Genomic DNA, 16,923 nt, shown 5'->3' on the forward strand with positions numbered 1-16,923 from the left:
ACGAAGGCAAACGGGGCTCTTTTTTGGACTACAGACTAGAAGCCAGAAAACTAAAAACTAGAGCCCCTCCCCATCGGGGAGGGGTTGGGGCGGGGTTATCGTTTTACGACCTGCCCCAGAATGCTCATCACGCTGCCTTCCGACAGGTGCAGGAAGGTGTTGGGGAACATGCCAATCCAGAACACGAGCACGATGAGCGGTACCAGCACGGCCAGCTCGGAGCCGGTCAGGTCGGTGAAGGTGGCCGAGTGGGTGGAGTCGGGGCCGAGCATCACGCGCTGGAACATGCGGAGCAAGTACACGGCACTCAGGATAATGGTGAGGCCCGCCACGGCACCCAGCCAGGCATTGTACTCGTACACGCCGGCCAGCAGCAGGAACTCGCCCACGAAACCGTTGGTGAGCGGCAGCGCCACCGTGCCGAGTAGCAACACCAGGAAGCAGACCGTGAGTACCGGGGCCTGACGGGTGAGGCCGCCCAAATCGGCAATGTTGCGGGTGCCGGTGCGGCGCTCAATGGCGTCGACGATGAAGAACAGCCCCACTACGTTGATGCCGTGGGCCAGCATCTGGATGCTGGCGCCCTGCATGCCGAGCTGGGTGAGCGAGAACACGCCGGCAATCATCAGGCCCACGTGCGAGAGCGAGGAGTAGGCGATGAGCCGCTTCATGTCCTGCTGGCGAATGGCGATGATGGCCCCGTAGATGATGCCGATGATGGCGAGGATGAGAATCAGGTTCTGCCAGTAATCAACGCCCAGGGGCACGACGGGCAGCAGCCAGCGCATACAGCCGTAGATGCCCATTTTCAGCATGATGCCAGCCAGCAGCATGGTAGCCGGGGCAGGGGCGTCGGTGTAGGTATCGGGCTGCCAGGTGTGGAAGGGGAAGATGGGCATCTTCACGGCGAAGGCCGCGAAAATCAGCCAGAACACCCACATTTGGGTGGCAGCGGGCAGGTTTAGGTTGTAGAACGCGCTGAGCGAGGCGTTGTGGGCCGAGAGGCCGTCGATGGTAGGGCCGGTCTGGAAGTAGAGGTACACGAAGCCGGCCAGCATAAACAGCGAGCCGATAATGGTGTAGAGGAAGAACTTGAACGTGATGCGTACCCGCTCGACGCCGCCCCACACGCCGGCCAGGAAGTAAATCGGAATCAGAGCCACCTCCCACATAAAGTAGAACAGGAAGGCATCCTGGGCCGTGAACACGCCAATCAGGCCGGTTTGCATGAACAGCACCAGCGCGTAGAACACCGACTCGTTCTCGAAGTTGCGGCGGAAGGCGCTGAGCAGGATAACGGGCACGAGCAGCGTGGTGAGCAGCACCAGCAGCAGGCTGAGCCCATCCATGCCCACGTGGAAGTTGATGCCGGCCGAGGCAATCCAGGCGTAGTTGAACTCGAACTTGGGGCCCGCATCACCCCCTGGGGCCAGACTGACCCCGGAGAGGACTGCCGCGTACAGCGCCAGCGCAAATTCGAGAAGGGCCGCGCCAAGCGCTGCCACCCGCGCCGCCTTCCCCTTGAAGAAGTGCAGTAGCAGGGCGGCCGTCACGGGCCAGAGTAGAAGAAGGACAGTCAGCATGCTTTACTGTGAGGGTGCGGTGTTGTAAAGGCTAAAAACTATTGCCTAAGCTTAAGATGACTATATCTAAAACCTATTATTGCCAAAGTTGTGAATGTCACAGGCATCCACATGTAGTGAAACGAGGTAAAGAAATCCAGGAAAACAGCATTCCTGATGCTCTCTTCTGTCAAACAGAAATAGATGACTAGGACTTGTGCACAAATACAAAATAAATAAGTGCTTAAAATCTTTTGTAAAAAGCCAATGGACTTGTTGAATATATTATTTGCGTAACAGATAAATAAAACTGGGAATAAAACGCATACTGCTACGGTAATTAATTGAGCATCAATATCCCGAATTAATAAGTCCAGTAGCAGCATAGTAAATTAGGCTATTAAAACTTCCCAAAGTTCAGCGCCATAATCAGCACGATGCTGACGACCATGAGGATGAGGTAGGTTTCGACGGAGCCGGTTTGCACGGCGCGAACCAGCTGGCCGCCTCCCAGCGTCACGCGGCCGAAACCGTTGACAATGGGGTCGATGATGCCGTTTTCGACGTAGCGGTAGAGGCCGCGCGAGAGCCACATGATGGGGCGCACCAGCAGGGCGTTGTACAACTCGTCGATGTAGTACTTGTGGTACACCAGGTTGTCGAGGAAGCCGCGGGGCGTGTCTTCCTCGGCCGGGCGCACGCCGCGGCTCACGTACATGATGTAGGCGAAAATGATGCCCAGCACGCCCGCACCCACTGAGAGGCCGATGAGCATCAGCTCCGTGCCGTGGTCAACCGCGAGGTTGAAGGCGGCGGGGTTGATTTTCTGCGAGTAGGTGAACAGCGGCGCGAGGTAGTTGGAGAGGTAGGCGTTGTCCTCGCCCAGAAAGAAGGGCGCGTTCATGAAACCACCCACGGCCGCCAGAATGGCCAGCACGATGAGCGGCAGCGTCATGGAGGCGGGCGACTCATGCAGGTGCTGGCGCTGCTGCTCGGTGCCCCGGAACTCGCCGAAGAACGTCAGGAACAGCAGGCGGAACATGTAGAACGCCGTCAGGAAAGCCGTAACCAGGCCCACGCCGTAGAGCAGCTTGCTGTGCTGGAAGGTGTGGAGCAGGATTTCATCTTTGGAGAAGAAGCCCGAGAAGGGCGGGATGCCGGAAATGGCCAGGCAGCCCACCAAAAAGGTAATGAACGTAATCGGCAGCGCCTTGCGCAAACCACCCATGCGGCGCATGTCCTGCTCGTTGCTCATGGCATGAATCACGGAGCCCGCGCCCAGGAACATCAGGGCCTTAAAGAACGCGTGGGTGAGCACGTGGAACAGCGAAGTGCTGTAGCCCATCACGCCCAGCGCCAGGAACATATAGCCCAGCTGCGAAACGGTGGAGTAAGCCAGTACCTTTTTGATGTCGTTCTGCGCTAAACCAATGGTGGCCGCGAACAGGGCCGTAGCCGCACCGATGATGGCAATGACCTCCAGCGTGTCGGGGGCCAGGGTGAAGAGCACGTTGGCCCGCAGAATCATGTAGATGCCCGCCGTTACCATCGTTGCGGCGTGGATGAGGGCCGAAACGGGCGTGGGGCCGGCCATGGCGTCGGGCAGCCAGGTGTAGAGCGGCAGCTGCGCCGATTTACCCGTCGCGCCCACGAACAGCAACAGCGTAATGACGGTAACTACTTCCGGGCCGTAGCTGCCGAACTGGCCGAGCGAAGCCTTCTGGAACACCTCGGCAAACTGCACCGACTCAAACGTGAGGTAAATCAGGAAGATGCCGAGCAGGAAGCCCAGGTCGCCGATGCGGTTGATGATGAAGGCCTTCTTGGCGGCGTTGTTGTAGGTCGTGTTCTTGTTCCAGAAACCAATGAGCAGGTAGGAGCAGAGCCCCACGCCTTCCCAGCCGATGAACAGAATCAGGAAGTTGGAGCCGAGCACCAGCACCAGCATCGAGAACACGAACAGGTTCAGGAAGCTGAAAAACTTGCCCACGTTCTCGTCGTGGGCCATGTAGCCGATGCTGTACACGTGAATCAGGAAGCCCACGCCGGTTACCAGCAGCAGCATAATCAGGCTTAGCTGGTCAATCTGGTAGGAAAACGGAATCTGCATCGAGCCCACCGAAATCCAGTCGAACAGCGGCACGGTGTACTGGTACTGAAAGTTCAGGAACAAAAACACCGAAATGGCGAACGAGCCCAGCACGGCGGCCGAGCTAATCAGGCCGGCAACGGTGGCCGACAGCTTGCGGTTGAGCAGGCCATTAATCAGGAATCCCAGAAACGGCAGCAGCGGAATCAGCACGTACAGCAAGGTTGGGTACGGCGCGCCGGCGGCAGGAATAACGGTTTCTTGCATGGTATGGAGGCAGAAGCACAGCTGTCATTCTGAGCGGAGCGAAGGACCTTATCAGGTTGGAACGAAATCGTTCTATAAGTATCCCGACGTGGTAAGGTCCTTCGCTGTGCTCAGGATGACAGGGCAAATCAGAACTTAAGTCGGTTCAACAGATTAACGTCGGTGCTCTGGATGTTGCGATAAATCATCACGATGATGGCCAGGCCCACAGCCACTTCGGCAGCGGCCACGGCCATGATGAAGAACACGAATACCTGCCCGTTGGGGTCGGAGCGGAAGGCCGAAAAGGCCACCAGCAACACGTTCACGGCGTTGAGCATCAGCTCGACACTCATGAAGATGATGATGGCGTTGCGCCGGGTAAGTACGCCGAGCACGCCAATGCTGAAAAGGGCGGTGGCGAAGAAGACGTAGTACTGAAGGGGAACCGTTTGGATAACCTGCGGTATGTTCTGGTCCATGCGGGGGGGCTAACGGCAAGCAAAGGCCCCGGCGGCGAGCCGACCGGGGCAATGGAGGGCAAAGGTATCCTGAAAATCGGAAAAGGCCACTGTTTAGGCGGGTTCTTTGGACTGTTGCACTCTTTGTTATGCGAAGCGGCCCAGAGGAACTGTCCAGGAGTGCAGGTGTATCGGCCGGGCCCCGGTAGTGCGGTTGGCCAGGAAGCCGCCGGCGTACTAGTGCTTATGGCGCGAAACTGTATCTTCGGGCCTCTCTTTCCCGTTTCATTTCCTTATGAGCATCACTATTGGCAGCTTAGCCGAACTCCAGCAGCACGAAGGCCAGGAACTGGGTATCACGCCCTGGCACACCATCACCCAGGAGCAAATCAACCAGTTCGCCGCCGCCACTCTCGACTTCCAGTGGATTCATACCGACCCCACTCGGGCCGCGGCCGAGTCGCCCTTCGGCGGCACCATTGCCCACGGCTACCTCACGCTGTCGTTGCTGCCCTACTTCTGGAACCAGCTGGTGCAGGTAGAAAACCTGAAGATGCAGGTGAACTACGAAATCAGTGAGTTCCGCTTCAACCAGGCCGTGCTCGTGAACACGCCCGTACGCCTGCACGCCACTCTGCTGGCCGTGAAGGATTTGCGCGGTATCGCCAAAGCTAACATCGGCGTGAAAATGGAAATCGAAGGCATCAAGAAGCCCGCCTACACCGGCGTCATCACTTTCCTTTACCACTTCGAGTAGGGCTGGTAGATTGTCAGTATATCCCTAAAAAGCCAGCGCGGCGACTGAATCTTCAGTCGCGCGCTGGCTTTTCTATGAGTCAGAGAGCTTAAAAATTCCGCTCGCCGGTTTCGCGCTTGCCGAGCATTACGGCGCCTACCATGGCTATCAGAAACAGCACCGAGGCCAGTTCGAAGGGCAGCAGGTAATCAGTGTAGAGCTTGAGGCCGAGCTGGTCGACCATGCCGATTTGCGAGTTGAAGGGTGTGCCGGCCGCAACGCCAGTGGGCACGATATCCTTGAGGGCCGCCACCAGAATGAGCAGCAGCGAGCCACCAGCAACAGCGGCGGCCATTTTGGCCAGCGCCGGCTTATGTGGTTCCGTATCTACGTTCAGGTTCAAGAACATAATCACGAACAGGAACAGCACCATGATGGCCCCCGCATACACGATAATGTTCACGGCCGCCACAAACTGCGCGTTCAGCAGCAGGTAATGGCCCGAGAGCGTGAAGAACGTCAGAATCAGGAACAGCACACTGTGCACCGGGTTCTTGGCGAATACCACGCCCAGCGCGCTCAGCAGCGCCACGAACGAAAGAAAGAGGAAGAGAGGATGCATCGGTAGTTGTCAGTTTTTAGTTGTCGGTTGTTAGTGGTGGCTTAGCGGTCAGTAATGGCCCGGACGAGCCAACACGGGCAGCTAATAGCTAACAACTACACAATTCGCGCGCGCAGCGTATCGGCCTGCTCGGGCGTGAGCTGGATGCCACGTACGCTCCGCTCGTCGGGCGAAACGGGCTCCACGAGGCGGTCTTTGCCATACACGAACTCGTCACGCTCATAGCGTGGCGGGGCCATCTTGTCGGCCTGCAGGTAGATGGCGGCTTTGGGGCAGGCTTCCTCGCAGAGGCCGCAGAAGATGCACCGCAACATGTTAATTTCGTAGCTGATGGCGTACTTCTCCTCACGGTAGAGGCCTTCCTCGCCCTTCTTCCGCTCGCCGGCCACCATCGTAATGGCTTCGGCGGGGCAGGATACGGCGCACAGGCCGCAGGCGGTGCACCGCTCCCGGCCCTGCTCGTCGCGCTTGAGCACGTGCAGCCCCCGGAAGAAGGCCGAGAACGGCCGCACCTCCTCGGGGTAGCGCACGGTGGCCTTCTTCATGAAGAAGTGGCGCATCGTGATGCTCAGACCCTGAAAGATGGCCGGCAGGTAGGCCCGCTCAGCCAGCGTCATGGGCTTCTTTTCTAATACCTTGGCTCGGTTGGTGAGTTGCATACTATGGGTCCTTCTGCTGATATGAGCGGGCTCAAGCCAGCAAAGTGAGGGAGTTATTACTTAAATCACCCCAAATAGGATGAGGGCGCCGGTGAGCACGATGTTGAACACGGCCAGCGGGATGAGGATAGTCCAGCCCAAGCGCATAAGCTGGTCGTAGCGGAAGCGCGGCAGGGTCCAGCGAATCCACATGAAGAAGAAGATGAAGGCGAAAATCTTCAGGAACAGGCCCACGGTGCCCAGCAGCGTAATCAGGTTCTGGGCCGAATTCAGCTCCCAGCCCTGGCTGTTGATAAACCAGTCGCGCAGCTCGTACTGGAAGGGGAAGTTGAAGCCGCCGAAGTACAGCACGCTCATCACGGCCGATACCACGAAAATGTTCACGTACTCCGAAAACAGGTACAAACCCAGCTTCATCGACGAGTACTCGGTGTGGTAGCCGCCCACCAGCTCGGTTTCGCACTCGGGCAGGTCGAAGGGCGTGCGGTTGGTTTCGGCAAAGGCGCAGACCAAGAAAATGATAAAGCCCAGCGGCTGTTTCACGATGTTCCACACCTGCCACTCGCCGGCTACCGACTGCTGCAGCGTGATTTCGCGCAGGCTCAGCGTGCCCGAAATCATGAGCACCGCAATCAGCGACATGCCCATAGCCAGCTCGTAGCTGATGTTCTGGGAAGCAGCCCGAACGGCGCCGAGCAGCGAGAACTTGTTGTTGGAGGCCCAGCCACCAATCATCACCCCATACACGCCCAACGACACTACGCCGAAAATCCAGAGCATGCCGATGTTCACCTCAATTCCCTGCAGGAAAAACAGGTTATTACCGAAGCTCATGGTGTTGCCGAATGGAATAACCGCCGACGACATCAGGGCCGTAATCATGGCCAAGCAGGGACCCACCACGAATAGCACCTTGTTGGCGCCGCCGGGGAAGAATTCTTCCTTCGTGAACATCTTCACGGCGTCGGCCAGCGGCTGCAGCAGGCCGTAGGGCCCGGCGCGGTCGGGACCCACACGGTCCTGCAGAAAGGCCGCAATTACGCGCTCCGCGTAGGTGCAGTAGGTCGCAATCAGCAGCGAAAGCGCGAAGACGACGAAGATGACGATGGATTGCCAGCCGAGAGCGGGTAGTTCAATCATTGGTGCTTAGTGCTTAGTTGTAGTGCTTAGGATACTTAATTGTTGATGTTCAGAACGACCTAAGCACTAACAACTAAGCACTAAGCTCTATCCAAGTTTCAGAGGCGGATTCAGTTCCAGTTCGCGCTGGGTGCTGGCGGGTAGGTCGGCAATAACCGACTGGTTGAGCACGGGCAGTTCGTAGTGGTTGGCCGAAATTACGGAAGAACGGTCGATGTGCGCCGGTCCTTCGATGGTCCAGTCAGCCGTTTCCTTCTTCTCGAAGCGGCACTCGTTGCAAATCCACTCCTTCACCTCGCCATATTGGTCCTTGCGGCCCGTGGTGCGTAGCACCTCGTTGCCCTTGTACCAGAGCACCACGTTGCCCGCGCATTTTGGGCAGTCGCGGTGGGCGTTTACGGGCTTCGTGAACCACACACGCTGCTTGAAGCGCCAGGTTTTGTCAGTCAGCGCACCCACTGGGCACACGTCAATCACGTTGCCCGAGAAGTCGTTGTCGATGATATTCTCGATGTAGGTGCCGATTTCGGAGGCGTCGCCGCGGCCCAGCACACCGTGCACCCGGTCGCCCTCGGCAATCTGGTTGGCAACGTACACACAGCGGTAGCACAGGATGCAGCGCGTCATGTGCAGCTGAATCAGCGGGCCAATGTCGATTTTCTCAAACGTGCGGCGCTCTTCCTGGTAGCGCGTGGTGCTCAGGCCGTGCTCGAAGGTGAAGTTCTGCAGGTCGCACTCGCCGGCCTGGTCGCAGACGGGGCAGTCGAGCGGGTGGTTGATGAGCAGCATCTCCACGATGCCCTTGCGGACGTCAAGCACGCTGTCGTTGGTCGTGTTTTCCACCACCATGCCATCCTGCACGGGCGTGATGCACGAGGCCACCAGCTTGGGCATGGGCCGCGGGTCTTTGGCCGAGCCGGCCGCCACCTTTACTAGGCAGGCGCGGCACTTGCCGCCCGAGCCTTTCAGAGGCGTGTAGTAGCACATGGCCGGGGGCACGATGGCCCCGCCAATCTGGCGGGCCGCATTCATAATAGTCGTCCCGTCCGGAACTTCTATCTCGATGCCGTCGAAGGTTATTTTAGCCATTGGTTATTTTGTCATCCTGAGCGGAGCGAAGGACCTTATCACATCCGCACTCCGGTATGTACTAATTCTGAAGAACGCAAAGGTGATAAGATGCTTCGTCCCTCAGCATGACAAGTAAAGTTACGCCGTTACCAGTTTGCCCGGAAATATTGCGCCGGGCTTGGTGGCTTCCTGCGGGTGCGTTACGTGCCATTCGAACTCGTCGCGGAAGTGGCGCACGGCAGCAGCCACGGGCCACGCGGCGGCTTCGCCGAGCGGACAGATGGTGTTGCCCTCAATCTGCTTGGCTACGCTTACCAGCAGGTCGATGTCCTGCATCTGGCCGTGGCCATGTACGAGGCGGTGCAGCACCTTTTCGAGCCAGCCCGTACCCTCGCGGCAGGGGGAGCATTGCCCGCACGACTCATGATGGTAGAAGCGGCTGAAATTCCAGGTGTTGCGCACGATGTTGGTCGTCTCGTCCATGGCAATAAAGCCGCCCGAACCGAGCATAGTGCCCGTAACGAAGCCCCCGTCGCTAAGCGACTCGTAGGTCATCAGGCGGTCTTCGCCAGTCGCGGTTTTGAGGATGAGCTCTTTGGGCAGAATCGGCACCGAAGAGCCACCTGCTACTACCGCCTTCAGGTCGCGACCTTTCCAGATGCCGCCGCAATATTCGTCGGAGTAGATGAACTCCTCGACGGGCAGACCCAGCTCAATTTCGTAGATGCCGGGCTTGTTGAGGTGGCCGCAGGCGGAGAACAGCTTGGTGCCAGTGCTCTTGCCCACGCCGATTTTGGCGTATTCGTCGCCACCCTCGTTCACAATCACCGGCACCGCGGCAATCGACTCAACGTTGTTGACTACCGTAGGACGAGCGTAAAGGCCCTGCACTGCCGGGAATGGCGGTTTGTTACGCGGATTACCACGCTTGCCCTCCAGGCTTTCGAGCAAAGCAGTTTCCTCGCCGCAGATATAAGCGCCGCCACCCGGATGCACATACAGGTCGAGGTCGTAGCCTGAGCCCAGAATGTTCTTGCCCAGGAAACCGGCCGCGTAGGCCTCCGCAATGGCTTTTTCGAGGATGCGCAGCACGTAAAGTAACTCGCCGCGGATGTAGATGTATGAGGTGTTCGCGCCCAGCGCGTACGAGCCCGTAATCATGCCCTCAATCAGCAGATGGGGCAGTTTCGACATCAGCTGGCGGTCCTTGAAGGTGCCCGGCTCCGACTCGTCGGCGTTGCAGACGAGGTAGCGCGGCACACCTTCCGGCTTGGCCAGAAAGCTCCACTTCAGGCCGGTAGGGAAGCCCGCACCGCCGCGCCCTCGCAGGCCCGACTTCTTGACTTCCTCCACTACCTCATCGGGGGTCATGGTCTTGAGGGCCTTCTCCACCGAGCGGTAGCCGCCGTGTTTGCGGTACACGTCGAGCGTGTGAATGCCTTCAACGTTAATATGTTCGGTGAGCAGTTTGCGTCCCATGATGTTCGTGCGATTAGCCGTTGTACTTAGCTTCCAATTGCGTCAAGCGCTGCTCAAAGGTTGCGTTTACCTGCTGCTGCTGTCCTAGTGCTTTGTTAATGGAGTACGTCATGAACTGACGACCTTCTTCACCTTCGCGTCTAACCTCGTTGATAAGCGAAACATTTTCTTGACGGACATCAGTCATCATCGAAGTCATGAACGCCGTATTCTTTTTGTTCTCATCGAGGAGCACATTGAATATAGAGTTCATGTGCTCCTGCTGCTTGGTTACGACAGTCGCAACGCGGTTGAGCGTCTCCTTCATCTCGTGCATCTCAATGAGAATTTCCGAGACAATCAGGGGTAGGTCTTTATTCCGGTCGTCCATGGCAGCATTCTGTTAGTTGTTGGCCAGCGCGTTCGGGAGGCCGTTTTCCTCCCAGGGCAGGGCGGGGCGATGCACCTGGTTGCGCAGCTCGGCGAGCATCGCATCCACGGCTTCGGGCGTGTCAAGCTGCTCGTAGTACTGCTCGCGCACCTGCACGATGGGGGCGAAGCCGCAGGCGGCCAGGCACTCCACTTCCTTGAGCGTAAACAGACCGTCTTCGGAAGCCGGACCGCCTACTTTGGCACCCGTGATACGCTCCAAGTGGGCCGTCAGCTCGTCGGAGCCGCGCAGCATGCAGGGGCCCGTACGGCAGATTTCCAGCACGTGCTTGCCCACCGGCTTGAGGTTGAACATGGTGTAGAATGACGACACCTCGTACACTTCAATCGGTTTGATGCCCAGCACGTCAGCTACCAAGTCCTGCACTTCGGGACTTACCCAGCCACCAAATTCGGCCTGGGCAATGTGCAGCACCGGCAGCATGGCCGACTTGCGGCGGTCGTCGGGGTATTGCTTACAGATGCGCTCAATCTCGGCCTTCGCGGCTTCGGAAAATTGCGGCTTGAGGGCAGTCGATTCCATAACAGTCAATTCAGAAAAACTACGCGTCGAGCTCCCCGGCAATTACGTTCATCGAGCTCAGCGTCACGATGGCGTCGGAGAGGGTCTGGCCGACTACCATTTCGGTGTAGGCCTGGTAGTAGATGAAGCAGGGGCGGCGGAAGTGCAGGCGGTAAGGCGTGCGACCCCCATCGGAAACTAGGTAGAAGCCCAGCTCGCCGTTGCCGCCTTCCACCGAGTGGTAGACTTCGCCCACGGGCGCATCAATCTCGCCCATCACAATCTTGAAGTGATAGATGAGAGCCTCCATGTTCTGGTACACGGCCTGCTTAGGGGGCAGGTAGAAATGGGGCGCATCGGCGTGGTAGGGGCCGGCGGGCAGGTTCTCCAGGGCCTGCTCGATAATGCGCAGACTCTGCCAGATTTCCTCATTGCGCACCATGAACCGGTCGTAGGTGTCGCCCTTAGTGCCCACCGGAATCTCGAAATCGAAATCCTGGTAGCTGGAGTAGGGGTTCATCACCCGCACGTCGTAGTCGACGCCGGCAGCCCGCAGGTTGGGGCCGGTGAAACCGTAATTGAGGGCGCGCTCGGCCGAAATGGCTCCTACGTCCACAATCCGATCCATGAAGATGCGGTTGCGGTTGAACATCGCTTCGAACTCGCGCATCACGGTCGGGAAGGACTTCAGCCAGGCGCGGAGCTTGGTAATGGCAATGTCGGAGAAGTCGCGCTCCATGCCGCCCACGCGGCCCATGTTGGTGGTGAGGCGGGCGCCGCTTACTTCCTCATAAATCTCGTACACCTTCTCCCGCTCGTCCATCAAATACAGGAAGCCGGTGAAAGCACCCGTATCCACGCCCAGAATGCCGTTGCAAATGAGGTGGTCAGTGATGCGGGCCAGCTCCATCAGAATCACCCGGATGTACTGGGCGCGCTTGGGAACTTCCACGCCGAGCAGCTTCTCCACCGTCATGTGCCAGCCCATGTTGTTGATGGGTGACGAACAATAGTTCATCCGGTCGGTGAGGGTCGTAATCTGGTAGAAGGGCCGGCGCTCGGCAATTTTCTCGAAGGCGCGGTGGATATAGCCGATGGTGGGCACACCGGAAATAATCCGCTCGCCATCCATTTGCAGGATATTCTGGAAAATACCGTGCGTGGCCGGGTGCGTCGGGCCCAGGTTAAGGGTCGTCAGCTCCTGGTTGAAGTCGTTGACGGTCGGGGCCAGCGGGTTCAGGTGGGGTTGCTGCTCCCGCGCCGACTCGATTATCTTATGGGTGCCTTCCAGCGTGTCGTTTACTGCCATGTTGATAGTGCTTAGTTGGTAGTGCTTTGTGCTTAGTTATTGAATTCGTTTGATTGAGAGTGTCATTTTCTAAGCACTATCAACCAAGCACTAGGCACTAAAGCCTACCGGCCAAAGAACAGGTCGGTTTTGTCTTCGCGGGTACCGTCTTCGAGAGCGTACTCCTTGCGCATCGGATGGTAGTCCATGTCCTCCACGTTGAGGATGCGCATCAGATTGGGGTGGCCGGGGAAGATGATGCCATAGAAATCGAAGGCCTCGCGCTCCATCCAGTTGGCACACGAGTACAGGTCGGTCAGGGTAGGGGCCACCGGGTCGGCGATGGGGAAGAAGATTTTCAGCCGCAGCCGAATGTTGCGCGTGAGGCTGTGCAGGTGATACACGATGCCCAGTTCGCGGCCTTCCTGCTCGGGCCAGTGGATGCCGCACATGGTGGTCAGGAAGTTGAGCTGCAACTCCTGGTCCTTCTGCAGGCCCGCAATAATGCCGTGAATCTGCTCCCGGGTCGTGGTCGCCGTCAGCAGGCCGTAGGACTCCTCCACATCGGTGAAGGCTGCCTCGCCGAACAAGCGGTGCAGCAGGTCCAGCAGTTGCGCGTTCTGTTGCGCGGCCGGGTCCTTGGCGGCGGCCTGTTCCTGCGCCGGGATAGATTCGTTCTGGTCAGCCATTGGTAGAGCTTAGAGCTTAGATATTAGAGCTTAGATATCGAGAAACCAGAACAATCTAAGTCCTATGCTCTAACATCTAAGCTCTAAAAACAGCTTACTTAATGTTGTACGATGCCAGCAGGGCCTGATATTCGGGCGAGTTGCGGCGGCGGATAGATTCGTTGCGGGCCAAGTCCTGGACGCGCATCAGGCCGTCGATTACCTGCTCGGGGCGGGGCGGACAGCCGGGCACGTACACGTCGACCGGAATAATACGGTCGATACCTTGGAGCACCGAGTAGGTGTCGAAAATGCCGCCCGAGGAGGCGCAGGCGCCCATGGCCAGCACCCAGCGAGGTTCGGCCATCTGCTCGTACACCTGCTTGACGATAGGAGCCATTTTCTTGGCAATCGTGCCCATCACCATCAGCAAATCGGCCTGCCGGGGCGAGAAGGAAGGCCGCTCGGAGCCAAAGCGCGAGATATCGTAGCGGGAACCCATGGTCGCCATGAATTCGATGCCGCAGCAGGAAGTAGCGAAGGGCAGGGGCCAGAGCGAGTTGGCACGGGCCATGCCCACCACTTTTTCCAGCGAGGTGGCGAAGAAGCCCGCGCCTTCTAGGCCGTCGGGCGCATCCACGGTTTTTATTTCGGGAACTCGGGTATCCATGAGCAAGAAAGTCAGAGTAGAAAAAGTGGACTAATTCCACTTAGGGCCAACACCTGGCGGTGGGCAAAAGTTTGGCCTAACGGCTTTCGTTCCAGTCCAGAACGCCCTTTTTAATAACGTACACGAAGCCAGCCATCAGCAGCGTCAGGAACACCAGCATCTGCAAAAAGCCCGTAGTGCCCAACTCCCGGAAGTTCACGGCCCAAGGGTACATGAAGATAACCTCGACGTCGAAAAGCACGAACAGGATGGCCGTGAGGAAGTATTTCACCGAAATCGGGGTGCGGGCGTTACCCACCGATTCGATGCCGCACTCGAAGGCCTCATCCTTCACCACGCTCTTGCGGCGCGGCCCCACCAAGTGCGAGACAATCATGGCGAAGGCCACGAAGGCTATAGCCAGCACGAACTGGACGATGATGGGCAGAAAATCCTGGGGCTGGTATTGAACGGGAACAGCGAGCAGCATGGCAGCAACGGGTAAAAAGGCCGGTTTTCAACGGCATGGGAGGCAAAGGTAGGCCCTTCGCAGTTGGGAACAAAGATGAAAGCGGGCAGGGCTGCCGATGGCCGGTATTTATACCAATCCAAGCATACTGCTGACAACAGGTGATAGCGCTGGAATGACGCCAAAACGGCCGCCCTGGAAGTCCAGGGCGGCGTTTTCAATTCATACTGAGAAGCAACGCTTCGTGCTAGATGCCTTTGTCACGGTTCAGATCTTCGGCCGGGGCGGCTCCCAAAAACGGGTAGCGGTAGTCCACCACGGGTACGAAGGTTTCCTTGATGGTGCGCGGCGACACCCAACGGAGCAGGTTGAGGATGGAGCCGGCCTTGTCGTTGGTGCCGGAAGCGCGGGCGCCTCCGAAAGGCTGCTGGCCCACCACGGCACCAGTGGGCTTGTCGTTGATGTAGAAGTTGCCGGCGGCCTGCACCAGCTTGCGCGTGGCCAGGTCGATGGCGTAGCGGTCCTGCGCGAAAATGGCGCCGGTGAGGGCGTAGGGCGAAGTCTGGTCGACTACCTCCAGGGTTTCCTCGAACTTATCGGCCTCGTATACATACACCGTTACCACCGGCCCGAACAGCTCCTCGCACATCGTTACGTACTTGGGGTCCTTGGTTACGATGACGGTGGGCTCGATGAAGTAACCCTTCGACTTGTCGTAGCCGCCGCCGGCTATGATTTCCACGCTGCTGTCGGCTTTGGCGGTGTCGAGGTACTTGGCCAGCTTATCAAACGACTTCTCGTCGATAACGGCGTTGATGAAGTTGGAGAGGTCCTCCACGTCGCCCATTTTGAACGAGGCGAGGTCTTCCTTCACGTAACCCAGGATTTCGTCGGCCAGGTTCGAAGGCAGGTACACCCGCGAAGCGGCCGAGCACTTCTGGCCCTGATACTCAAATGCACCACGCGAAATACCCACGGCCACCGCCTTCGCTTTGGCCGATTTGTGGGCCACGATGAAGTCTTTGCCGCCGGTTTCGCCCACAATGCGCGGGTAGGTTTTGTACTTGCTGATGTTCTCGCCAATCGTTTTCCAGATGTGCTGGAACACGCCGGTGGAGCCCGTGAAGTGGATGCCCGCGAAGTCGGGGTGCTGGAAAATAACGTTGCCGGCCGTCGGGCCGTCCACGTACACCAGGTTGATGACGCCGTCGGGCACGCCGGCTTCCTTGAACAGCTCCATCAGCACCTGGGCCGAGTAAATCTGGGTGTCGGCGGGCTTCCAGACGATGACGTTGCCGAGCATGGCCGCCGAGGTGGGCAGGTTGCCGGCAATGGCCGTGAAGTTGAAGGGCGTGAGGGCGAAAATGAAGCCTTCGAGCGGGCGGTGCTCCAGGCGGTTCCACATGCCGGGCGACGAGGCGGGCTGCTGCTTGTACAGCTCGCTCATGTAATGCACGTTGAAGCGCAGGAAGTCGATAAACTCGCAGGCGGCGTCAATTTCGGCCTGGAAGGCGTTTTTGCTCTGGCCCAGCATGGTGGCCGCGTTGAGACGGGCGCGGTAGGGACCGGCAAGCAGGTCGGCGGCCTTCAGGAAGATGGCGGCCCGCTGCTCCCAAGGCAATTCAGCCCACTCGGTGCGGGCGGCCAGCGCGGCATCAATGGCCTGCTGTACGTGCGAGGCGTCGCCGCGGTGGAAATGGCCGAGGGTGTGCTTATGGTCATGGGGCGGGCTCATGCGCACAAGCTTGCCCGTGCGTACCTCCTGCCCGCCAATGTGCATGGCAATATCGCGCTCCTGCTGCTTGAACTCCTTGAGCGTCTTGAGCAACTCAATCCGCTCGGGCGAATCGGGCGCGTAGCCCTTTACAGGCTCGTTAATCGGCAGCGGAACGTTAAAAAAGGCGTTGGCCATAGAACGGAGGAGTTTTAAGTGAATGGGTGAATAGAGTGTAAAGGTAAGGCTCTGGGGTTAGTGCGTAAACCGCTTGTCATCCTGAGCGGAGCAAAGGACCTAGGCAGAGGCTGACTCTTGATAGCAGCTTCTCCATAGGTCCTTCGCAAGCTCAGGATGACAGGCGGTTTCAGACTCAACCTGCCGGCTCCAGCACGGCCGGCTCGTTATGGACCGGGGAGTTCACCAGCTTGCTGATGACGTACTCGCGCATCAACTCGGTTGGGTAAGGCTGCAGTAGCGCTTGGTGGTCGACTGCCGAAACATCATCGCTCAGCCAAGCCTGCTCCGCCTCAGGGCCCTGCAAAATCACCGGCATCCGGTGGTGCAAAGGCTGCATCAGGGCGTTGGGCTCGGTGGTGACGATGGTGAACGTGGGCAGGATTTCGCCGGTGGCGCGGTCGAGCCACTCGTCCCAGAGGCCGGCAAAGGCGTAGGGCTGGCCCGATGTGAGCAGGATGCGGTGGGGCGTTTTGGGCGGCAGGCCGTGGGCTTCCTTCTGCTGCCACTCATAGAAGCTGTCGGCCAGCACCAAGCAGCGCCGGCGCTGGAGCGGCTGCCGGAACGAAGGCTTTTCGGCCAGCGTCTCGGCGCGGGCATTGATGGGCTGGGGGCCGCTGGTGCGGTCTTTCACCCAGGCCGGCACCAGTCCCCACTGCATTAGCCGCACCTGCTCGGGCGCAGCATTGGTAATCACGGGCAGATGCTGGGAAGGCGCAGCGTTGTAAGTCGGGGCGAAGTCGTCGGCTATATCAGCGCCAAACCGCTCCTTCATCAAGCCGGCAGGAGAAATCAGGGAGTAGCGTCCGCACATAATCGAAGGGAAGGTAAAACGTGAGGCTCCGTTTTACGCGCCGGGACGGAATGGTGTTATCAACTGCTGAGTTGAGTTGCTAGTTGCC

General features: G+C 58.6%; 17 protein-coding genes. 1 reads left to right on the plus strand and 16 read right to left on the minus strand.

Annotated elements, in window-relative coordinates; genetic code table 11:
* Positions 1-95: 95 nt before the first annotated feature.
* The 3 genes from D0N36_RS07410 to nuoK all read right to left on the minus strand — a co-directional run bounded on the left by D0N36_RS07410 (position 96) and on the right by nuoK (position 4,379).
* Positions 96-1,583 (minus strand): complex I subunit 4 family protein, encoded by a 1,488-nt coding sequence (locus tag D0N36_RS07410; RefSeq protein WP_116940764.1) that lies wholly within the window; start codon positions 1,581-1,583, stop codon positions 96-98.
* 379 nt (positions 1,584-1,962) lie between these two features.
* Positions 1,963-3,918 (minus strand): NADH-quinone oxidoreductase subunit L, encoded by a 1,956-nt coding sequence (nuoL, locus tag D0N36_RS07415; RefSeq protein WP_116940766.1) that lies wholly within the window; start codon positions 3,916-3,918, stop codon positions 1,963-1,965.
* A gap of 128 nt (positions 3,919-4,046) precedes the next feature.
* On the minus strand, positions 4,047-4,379 hold the full coding sequence (gene nuoK, locus D0N36_RS07420; protein WP_116940767.1) for an NADH-quinone oxidoreductase subunit NuoK: 333 nt from the start codon (positions 4,377-4,379) through the stop codon (positions 4,047-4,049).
* A gap of 274 nt (positions 4,380-4,653) precedes the next feature.
* On the opposite strand from nuoK, the gene D0N36_RS07425 reads away from it, so the two are divergent.
* Positions 4,654-5,115, plus strand: coding sequence for a MaoC family dehydratase (locus D0N36_RS07425; protein ID WP_116940768.1), 462 nt, complete (start codon positions 4,654-4,656; stop codon positions 5,113-5,115).
* Between the two features lie 88 nt (positions 5,116-5,203).
* Here D0N36_RS07425 and D0N36_RS07430 read toward each other — a convergent pair whose 3' ends face one another.
* From D0N36_RS07430 to D0N36_RS07490, 13 genes are all read right to left on the minus strand, one after another.
* A complete protein-coding gene (locus tag D0N36_RS07430) occupies positions 5,204-5,716 on the minus strand; it encodes an NADH-quinone oxidoreductase subunit J family protein (RefSeq protein ID WP_116940769.1) in 513 nt (170 codons plus the stop codon).
* Positions 5,717-5,811: 95 nt separating this feature from the next.
* Positions 5,812-6,375, minus strand: coding sequence for a NuoI/complex I 23 kDa subunit family protein (locus D0N36_RS07435; protein ID WP_116940770.1), 564 nt, complete (start codon positions 6,373-6,375; stop codon positions 5,812-5,814).
* Positions 6,376-6,435: 60 nt separating this feature from the next.
* The gene (nuoH, locus tag D0N36_RS07440) at positions 6,436-7,515 is read right to left on the minus strand and encodes an NADH-quinone oxidoreductase subunit NuoH (protein WP_116940771.1); all 1,080 of its coding nucleotides are present in this window, start codon (positions 7,513-7,515) and stop codon (positions 6,436-6,438) included.
* 87 nt (positions 7,516-7,602) lie between these two features.
* Positions 7,603-8,604, minus strand: coding sequence for a 2Fe-2S iron-sulfur cluster-binding protein (locus D0N36_RS07445; RefSeq protein ID WP_116940772.1), 1,002 nt, complete (start codon positions 8,602-8,604; stop codon positions 7,603-7,605).
* Between the two features lie 120 nt (positions 8,605-8,724).
* A complete protein-coding gene (gene nuoF / locus D0N36_RS07450) occupies positions 8,725-10,065 on the minus strand; it encodes an NADH-quinone oxidoreductase subunit NuoF (RefSeq protein ID WP_116940773.1) in 1,341 nt (446 codons plus the stop codon).
* A 13-nt stretch (positions 10,066-10,078) separates the two neighbouring features.
* Positions 10,079-10,435, minus strand: a complete 357-nt coding sequence (locus D0N36_RS07455; protein ID WP_116940774.1) for a hypothetical protein — start codon at positions 10,433-10,435, stop codon at positions 10,079-10,081.
* Between the two features lie 12 nt (positions 10,436-10,447).
* On the minus strand, positions 10,448-11,017 hold the full coding sequence (locus D0N36_RS07460; RefSeq protein WP_116940775.1) for an NADH-quinone oxidoreductase subunit NuoE family protein: 570 nt from the start codon (positions 11,015-11,017) through the stop codon (positions 10,448-10,450).
* 19 nt (positions 11,018-11,036) lie between these two features.
* Complete coding sequence (locus D0N36_RS07465) at positions 11,037-12,305, minus strand: NADH dehydrogenase (quinone) subunit D (protein ID WP_116940776.1); 1,269 nt, start codon at positions 12,303-12,305, stop codon at positions 11,037-11,039.
* Between the two features lie 104 nt (positions 12,306-12,409).
* Positions 12,410-12,973, minus strand: coding sequence for an NADH-quinone oxidoreductase subunit C (locus D0N36_RS07470; protein WP_190242564.1), 564 nt, complete (start codon positions 12,971-12,973; stop codon positions 12,410-12,412).
* Between the two features lie 94 nt (positions 12,974-13,067).
* Entirely contained in the window at positions 13,068-13,622 is a 555-nt protein-coding gene (locus tag D0N36_RS07475; protein WP_116940777.1) for an NADH-quinone oxidoreductase subunit B, read from the minus strand.
* Between the two features lie 76 nt (positions 13,623-13,698).
* Positions 13,699-14,091 (minus strand): NADH-quinone oxidoreductase subunit A, encoded by a 393-nt coding sequence (locus tag D0N36_RS07480; RefSeq protein ID WP_116940778.1) that lies wholly within the window; start codon positions 14,089-14,091, stop codon positions 13,699-13,701.
* A gap of 226 nt (positions 14,092-14,317) precedes the next feature.
* The gene (pruA, locus tag D0N36_RS07485) at positions 14,318-15,982 is read right to left on the minus strand and encodes an L-glutamate gamma-semialdehyde dehydrogenase (RefSeq protein ID WP_116940779.1); all 1,665 of its coding nucleotides are present in this window, start codon (positions 15,980-15,982) and stop codon (positions 14,318-14,320) included.
* Positions 15,983-16,157: 175 nt separating this feature from the next.
* Positions 16,158-16,835, minus strand: coding sequence for an SOS response-associated peptidase (locus tag D0N36_RS07490; RefSeq protein WP_116940780.1), 678 nt, complete (start codon positions 16,833-16,835; stop codon positions 16,158-16,160).
* Positions 16,836-16,923 lie beyond the last annotated feature (88 nt).

This window comes from Hymenobacter lapidiphilus (assembly GCF_003417065.2).
In the GTDB taxonomy this organism is placed as follows: domain Bacteria; phylum Bacteroidota; class Bacteroidia; order Cytophagales; family Hymenobacteraceae; genus Hymenobacter.